We start from the raw sequence: 7,643 nt of genomic DNA on the forward strand, positions 1-7,643 counted from the left end.
TAACCATCACTCTATTCGCCTCATGGGCTTATGGCTTTACCCTTAACCGGGTTTCGCTGTTTGCGCTTATTTTCTCAATCGGAATTTTGGTCGATGATGCCATTGTGGTGGTTGAAAATATTCACCGCCATATGAAACTGAGCAACGAGAAACTAAGTGTACTTATTCCTATCGCAGTGAATGAGGTCGGCGGCCCGACCATTCTTGCAACCTTTACCGTTATTGCAGCACTCTTACCCATGGCATTTGTCACCGGCCTGATGGGGCCATATATGAGCCCTATCCCTATTAACGCCAGTATGGGGATGCTTATTTCTCTGGCCGTTGCCTTTACTCTGTCTCCCTGGCTGAGCAGTAAACTGCTTAAACATCACCCGGCTGAAATAGCAGCAAAGCAAAGTGAATCCGATAACGATAACTTTATGGGACGATTATTCAATAGATTGATTGGTCCATTTATTCTCGGTAACAAAGCAAAATTCGCACGTTGGATGCTTTTTGCCGGGGTATTACTGTTAATCGTTGTTTCGCTTATCCTGCCAATCAAACAGTGGGTGGTAATGAAGATGCTGCCCTTCGACAATAAATCAGAGTTTCAAATTATTGTCGACCTGCCTGAAGGGAGTCCCGTTGAGCTAACACAAAGAGTGCTCGTTGAATTAAGCGATGTCGTTGCAAAAATTCCCGAATTAAAAGATTTTCAGCTCTATGCGGGCACCGCCGCCCCGATTAATTTTAACGGGCTAGTACGCCATTACGACACGCGCGCGAGCCAGGAACTGGGCGATATTCAGGTTAACTTAGTGGATAAAAAACATCGCACACGTGATAGCCATCAAATAGCGGTAAGCGTGCGCGAAAATCTGCAGGCGATTGCCAAACCTTATCGCGCCAATGTCAAAGTTGTTGAAGTGCCGCCTGGGCCGCCAGTATGGTCGCCCATTGTCGCGGAAGTTTATGGCCCGAATCAGGCCTTGCGCGAGCAAACCGCAACAGACTTAAAAACGTTATTTAGCGAAGCGGAGAATGTGGTTGATATCGACATTATGCTGCCGGAAGAACAGCTGAAATGGTTGGTTAACATTGATCGCAGTAAAGCGGCTCGCTTTGGCGTTCCTTATACCAATATCGTCGATGCCGTTGCCACTTCTGTCGGCGGTAAAGAGATTAATATTTTGCACAGGGAGAAACAGAAATATGCGATCCCGATTCGCCTGCAACTCAAAGAGGGCGAAAAAGTGGATCTAGCGCAACTGTTAAACCTTAAATTATCCAGTCAAGGCGGACAGTTAATTGCGCTTTCAGAAATGGTCAGCATCGAAAAAACCATTACGGACAAACCTATTATGCACAAAAACATGATTCCGATGATCATGGTCACCGCTGATATGACCGGCGATCTCGATAGTCCGCTTTATGGCATGTTTGCCATATCCGGTCGAATAAAAGATCTCGGCTTAGATATTACGCAATACTTTGTAGAGCAGCCAAGCGGCACCAGTGCAGTGGAAATACTTTGGGATGGAGAATGGAAAATAACCTATGAAACATTCCGTGATATGGGCATCGCTTATGCCGTTGGTATGGTGTTAATTTACTTATTAGTCGTGGCGCAGTTCAAATCCTACATAGTACCGCTGATTATTATGGCGCCCATTCCTTTGACCATCATTGGCGTGATGCCCGGTCATGCGCTTTTGGGCCAGCAATTTACAGCGACTTCAATGATCGGCATGATCGCACTCGCGGGTATTATTGTGCGCAATTCGATTCTGCTCGTCGATTTTATCAACCACCAAGCCCGTGATGGGAAACCCTTTAAAGAAGCGGTCATTCACGCTGGCGCGGTACGTGCAAAACCGATTATTTTAACTGGATTGGCAGCCATGATCGGGGCCTTTTTTATCCTTGATGATCCGATATTTTCAGGATTGGCGATTAGCCTTATCTTCGGCATTTTAATCTCAACAATATTAACACTGGTTATTATCCCGGTGCTCTATTACACCTTTATGCATAAACAATTTGAGCGTTAATAGTCGGCGTGCCCTGCGCCTTTCAGGTCGTTGTCGTCAATTCCAACGTTCAAATTTGTTCCTGATAAATTTGTCATTTCCCGATAAAAAACTCGGGAATGACGGGTAGAGCCTTAGAAAGGAACCTCTATACAAAGTAATTATTGCCTTGCCCCATTCAAATAGGTACTCTGTTTTTATGCTTGGCTAATATACCCAAATTACTTGAAGATCCATTTTCCAGTAATTTGGGTATAAGCTTAAGCGCATTAATTTCAATAATTAGCAGATACGCTAATGTTCAAGAATAAACTACATGGAAATTTTTATGAAACGAGAACAATGGGGGTCCCGAGCGGGCTTTATTCTTGCGGCTGTTGGTTCAGCAGTAGGATTAGGTAATATTTGGCGTTTTCCGTATATGGCTTATGAAAATGGCGGCGGCGCATTTTTTATCCCATATCTTTTTGCGATGCTCACTGCCGGTATTCCTTTTATGATTATGGAATTCGGCATGGGTCACAAATACAGAGGCTCTGCACCACGCGTGTTTGCGCAATTGAGTAAAAAATATGAGTGGCTTGGCTGGTTTCAAGTGTCTATTGCAGCCGTTATCGCCGTTTATTATGTTGCGGTTATCGGTTGGGCAATCTCCTATTTCAGTATGTCTTTCACGCAAAGCTGGGGAGCGGATACCAATGCCTACTTCTTCGGAGAATACCTAAAACTAGGTGATGATAACTCACCGAGTAAATTAGGCTTGGTGCAGTGGCATATTGCCATTCCAATGGCGATTGCCTGGGCGGTTACTTTTACTGCCATCTTCTGGGGAATAAAATCCGGTATTGAACGCGCCAGTAAGATTATGATGCCTCTGCTCTTTTTAATGGTGGTGGCCTTAATTGCGCGTATGGTTTTTTTACCGGGCGCTTTAGATGGTCTGAATTACCTATTCGAACCTGATTTTAGTAAAATTGCAGATCCTAAAGTCTGGTCAGCAGCTTATGGGCAAATATTTTTCACTTTAAGTGTTGGCTTTGCCATTATGCTCGCTTATTCCAGCTACCTGCCTAAGAAATCGGATATCAATAATAATGCCTTTATGACGGTGTTAATTAACTGTGGTTTCTCTATTATTGCCGGAATACTTATCTTCGCTATCCTCGGCAATATGGCACATGAGCAAGCTAAACCACTGACCGAAGTGGTCGGTTCTGGTGTCGGTCTGGCATTTATTACGATTCCATCTGCAATTAACTTATTACCTGCGCCTTATATTCTAGGTCCAGTGTTTTTCTTCGCATTAGTTATCGCAGGATTAAGTTCGCATATCTCCATTATTGAGGCGGTAACATCCGCTTTTATCGATAAATTAAAATGGTCCCGTAAAATGGCGGCGTCTATTGTTTGCGGCGTTGGTTTTATTGTATCACTCTCTTTTGCCACAAACGGCGGCCTGTTACTGCTCGATTTGGTGGATTACTTTATTAATAATATCGCACTGCTAGGAAGTTGTATTGTTGAATTGTTCATTATGGGATGGTTGGTAAAACTGACTGATATCCATAAACATGTAAACAGCATTTCAGACTTTAGCGTCGGTCAATGGTTTAAAATGTGCCTGCGTTTCCTTAGCCCTGCATTTTTAATCGTTATTTTTACTACAAACATTGTAAACACATTAACCGATGGTTACGGTGGTTACGGGCAATCTGATTTACTCATATTGGGCTGGGGACTAGTCGCTGCTATGCTAGTCCTTGCTATTGTAATCAATAGATCAACTAGTCCTGCTATTGCTATTAATGAACCAATTAAGGAAGTTTAAGATGACAACTGGCGCAATTATTATGATGGTTCTTGGTTTAGGTATTACGTGGGGAGGCGCTGCCTTCTGTATTCGTAAAGCGATGCTAAAACAGCGCGAAGAATAGAACCAGAAGGTAAGCGAACGCTTACTCTATTATTTAATAGGATCAACCTGGTTGATCCTTTTTTTTTAGCCCATAAACTATCACCCCGCCGGACGCGACACTCTTCCTTTATTATTCGCAGGGCCTTTTTAAGTGCAGTAATAAAATAATAAAACAGGGCAAAACCTTTTGCTTGGCAAGCAGGCGTTTCAATAAATGCCAATAAAAATTCAAGAGGCATAATTTGATGGTGCCGTCTTACAAATCCACTTTATCTTGCCGCTGTATTTAATGTTTGAGGGTTAACTACGTATTGATTTTTTCTGTGGCTACTGGGATTCTCTGCTTGCGGTATGTTTTTTTGTGGTTAATCTATAAGATCACAAACAGAGCACCGCTCCTTCTTTTGTTATTTTCTTAAATTTAACCAATTCAGTCCTGAAAATCTAAATATCCTATGTATGGGAAATTGCTTGCTGATTTGGCATCTGCATTAGATTGCTTCTGGTCATGGACAGGTAACTCTACAGTATTCAGGTACATAGCAATGCCAATTATAAATTAAAAAACGGCATTGAACGCTTTATAAATACATTCAATACCGTTTTTTCAATATTAACAACCGCTGTTACAACGCATGGTTTACAGGGTTATTAAATATCTACCATAATTATTCTTATAGGAATACGCGTACACCGAGTGCCCATTTGTTATCTTCTGCCGCATCATAAATACCGTCGCTACCTAAATCTACCTGGTAACCTACATAACCCTTGACGTTATCAAGAAAATTGTATTCTACATTGAATGCAAGTTCGCTATAGACGGTATCATTGGCTTTATCATCATCAACAGCTTCATAGTTGACGCTGAAGTTTAAGCTATTTGCTAATGCGTAAGCAACAATCGCTTCCATTTGCACAGTTTCTTCAAGCGCGTTGAACATATATTCGTTCTCCGCGTAAACTGCTGCTACATATAACCCTGTACCGTAAGCGCCATATTTTGCTGAAACTACGTTTGAGACGGCCTCCTGTGTACTGCCAACAGATGCATAGGTCACATCACCGCTGTTATATGCATAGCCAACTGAGAAGTCCATTATCTGGTAGGTTAATGCAGCTTGCATACGAGTATCGTAATCATCGGTGTTACTTTCAGTGTGCTTAGCTTGCCAACCTAGACCAAATTTGACAGCGCCTGCATCACCTAAATCGGCTGTATTGCTGTAACTAACCATTCCTTCGGCACGTGCTGTACCCAGGTTATAATGGTTGTTGTATAAGAATCCGTTACCGTATGAGACTGTTCTTTCTGCAATGCCAGCAACACTGTAGTAGGGAGACCATTGTGTACCTATTACTGCACGGCCGTATGCGTCATGTGTAAGTCCTACATAACCTAAACGTGTAGAAAATGATTCTGCGCCGCCTTCTAGTATGTTTACCCACCATTCACTACGAAGATCCAGCTTGAAGCCTTCACCTAAATCGCGACTAACTTCAACATTTAAACGTGGTGATAGTGACTCCACCTTAGTCTCGCCCTCTTCTGAACCAGTTAAACCAACTGCGATATGCCCGCCGATAGCAAAAGTATTGACGTCATCATTATATAATTCAACAGCTGAAGTTGCGTTAGCAAATATAAGAGCTGGAATTGCGATTGCTAGTAATGTTTTTTTCATTGTTTCCCTACCTATCTTTTGTTTAGTTAAATGCGCGGGCAATACAGCATAACGGCGTTATGCTCTGCGCTTAATGTTGAGTAAAATCCGTTTCATCATCACTTGGTAATAACGATCGTTATTTACTCGATATAATTCGCTGCCTTGCCAGGTAGCAAATGTTGATAATTTATTTAGTGCCTGTGTCGAGCAGCGGTTTTAACTCGCCAAATTCATGTTGCTTAGTAAGTAACGTGAATTTTACTTTTCAAAAGTGGAATTCACCTCCCGACAAAAAGTATGATACCTATTGCATACAAATAAACAGTGATCTGTATCTGATCTTCCGTAATTGTATTGTATTTATTCTTTTTACGATTTATATTCATTATCTGTATTTAAATTGACCATATTTTTTAAGATAGATATTAAAAATATCGTAAATTCAATTTTTTTGAGGTGCTTGTTTATGAGGGTTTTAATTTGTATTCATAAGAAATACAATTTTATGCGTTGTATCTGTTTTATTTCGACTACAGAGTACATACCAATGTACTGATAAATAACAACAGAGAGCCAAACTGCGCCCCATAGTGATCTATTTGCGTTTTAAATCATCTGGCTAGGTGAAGAAAAAATTAAATCTTAACTATCGATGCAACCTACGAAGTGGTGCAAGATTGTAAATATAATTTTCTTGAAAAAAACAGACCAGATGAACAACAACGGCTCTCAATAGCACCTTCCAGATAGACCGCCGTTCAGTATTTACATGAGAATAGGAATGCCTAGCGCATTAGGTGGAGATCTTGCTGTGCAGCATGGTAAATAGGATGCGCGAAGCTGGCTGGTTATAGCGCCACCCGTAGGCTGAAATAACCCATTGTAAGGAAAAGGGCAGATCAACATTCAATGCTTAGCATATTATTAGATACGTTCAAAAAAGGTAATGCACGTCACAGCGCTTTGGATAATGGATCTTGAAATAGCGACCATATTAATGTGAAACTATGGAATTTTATTAACCGGGTCACCTAAATTCAGACCTTCAGTCAGGGTGGTATTCAGGTAAGCGAAGAACCGACCTGAGCCCATTAATCATAGATGCTGCAGTGAACAAACCACTGAGTAAAGGAATGATAATCAGCATTTTCACACTTTCCAGCTGTTTTGGCACAATGCTCTAACGCAGCAATATACGATTGCACCATCTGCCCAGCGCACCAATACCTGATAATACATATAGTGAACAACTGTATTATTTGGATTATGGATAAAATCATAACCGAACAACAGATTTAGCAGACCGATAGTTAGACCAAAATGATGATCGGGATAATGTGTGAAATACCGAATAATGCAGCTGAGTAGCAAGTTTATGAAAGCTCATTACACTGCCCTTTTCTGCTCAAGTGCATCTAGCATTGCGTCTGCTTTGTTGATGCCATTTTTTACTTTCCCCTGAACAGATCCCCCTTCAAAGCTTTCCACCTCTGCAACACCAACGTCTGTAGTAAAGATAATGTTCTATATCTTGCTTGGTGATCCGGCCTTCAATACCGTTTTCCTTGCTTTTCTACTTTGATTTCATAGCCACGTTCTTTCGCCTTATTCTCTAAAATTTTGGCCGCCATATTGCCAACGTACTATCCAGATTTAAAGTCAATCGATCCGGTTTGTTCATGGCTCAGAAAAATGAGTTAGCTAATCGTTGTTTTGATGGTTACTAATATATAAATTGGTTTATCAGTGACGTAGGGGGAGGGTAAAAACTCTGCTTTAGAAATGGATGTTAATTAATGGGATGGGTTGTTTTTTGTTTCTGGAGGATACCTCCATGGTTGAAAAAAGAGATCCACATCAAGCTGCAATGTGGATGCCCATCAGATTTTAGTAATTAGACAGCCTGAGCTTTTTTTTCTTTTTTAATCATCTTAATACCGACAGTGCCTTTTCTCATCATCTTAATAGCGACAGTGAGCGTCATTGAAACTGCGATACCGATTACAAAGTATGCTAACCATGCCAGAGGTTCACTGATTACTGGTA

5 protein-coding genes are annotated in these 7,643 nt (G+C 41.3%); 3 read left to right on the plus strand and 2 right to left on the minus strand.

Annotated features, from left to right (window positions below):
- The 3 genes from ACJAT7_RS16495 to ACJAT7_RS16505 form a co-directional block, all read left to right on the plus strand.
- On the plus strand, positions 1-2,036 hold a 2,036-nt coding region (locus ACJAT7_RS16495), incomplete at its 5' end, for an efflux RND transporter permease subunit (protein WP_415227898.1).
- Positions 2,037-2,343: 307 nt separating this feature from the next.
- Positions 2,344-3,843 (plus strand): sodium-dependent transporter, encoded by a 1,500-nt coding sequence (locus ACJAT7_RS16500; protein ID WP_415227899.1) that lies wholly within the window; start codon positions 2,344-2,346, stop codon positions 3,841-3,843.
- On the plus strand, positions 3,821-3,949 hold the full coding sequence (locus tag ACJAT7_RS16505) for a MetS family NSS transporter small subunit (RefSeq protein WP_415227900.1): 129 nt from the start codon (positions 3,821-3,823) through the stop codon (positions 3,947-3,949). Before ACJAT7_RS16500 ends, ACJAT7_RS16505 begins: the two co-directional genes overlap by 23 nt.
- Here the strand turns inward: ACJAT7_RS16505 and ACJAT7_RS16510 are convergent.
- Together ACJAT7_RS16510 and ACJAT7_RS16515 are read right to left on the minus strand one after the other, a co-directional pair.
- A complete protein-coding gene (locus ACJAT7_RS16510; RefSeq protein ID WP_415227902.1) occupies positions 3,888-4,169 on the minus strand; it encodes a hypothetical protein in 282 nt (93 codons plus the stop codon). The genes ACJAT7_RS16505 and ACJAT7_RS16510 overlap by 62 nt on opposite strands.
- A gap of 435 nt (positions 4,170-4,604) precedes the next feature.
- Positions 4,605-5,615 (minus strand): porin, encoded by a 1,011-nt coding sequence (locus ACJAT7_RS16515; protein WP_415227901.1) that lies wholly within the window; start codon positions 5,613-5,615, stop codon positions 4,605-4,607.
- Positions 5,616-7,643: the final 2,028 nt, after the last annotated feature.

The organism is Psychromonas sp., from assembly GCF_047632995.1.
Taxonomy (GTDB): Bacteria; Pseudomonadota; Gammaproteobacteria; order Enterobacterales; family Psychromonadaceae; genus Psychromonas.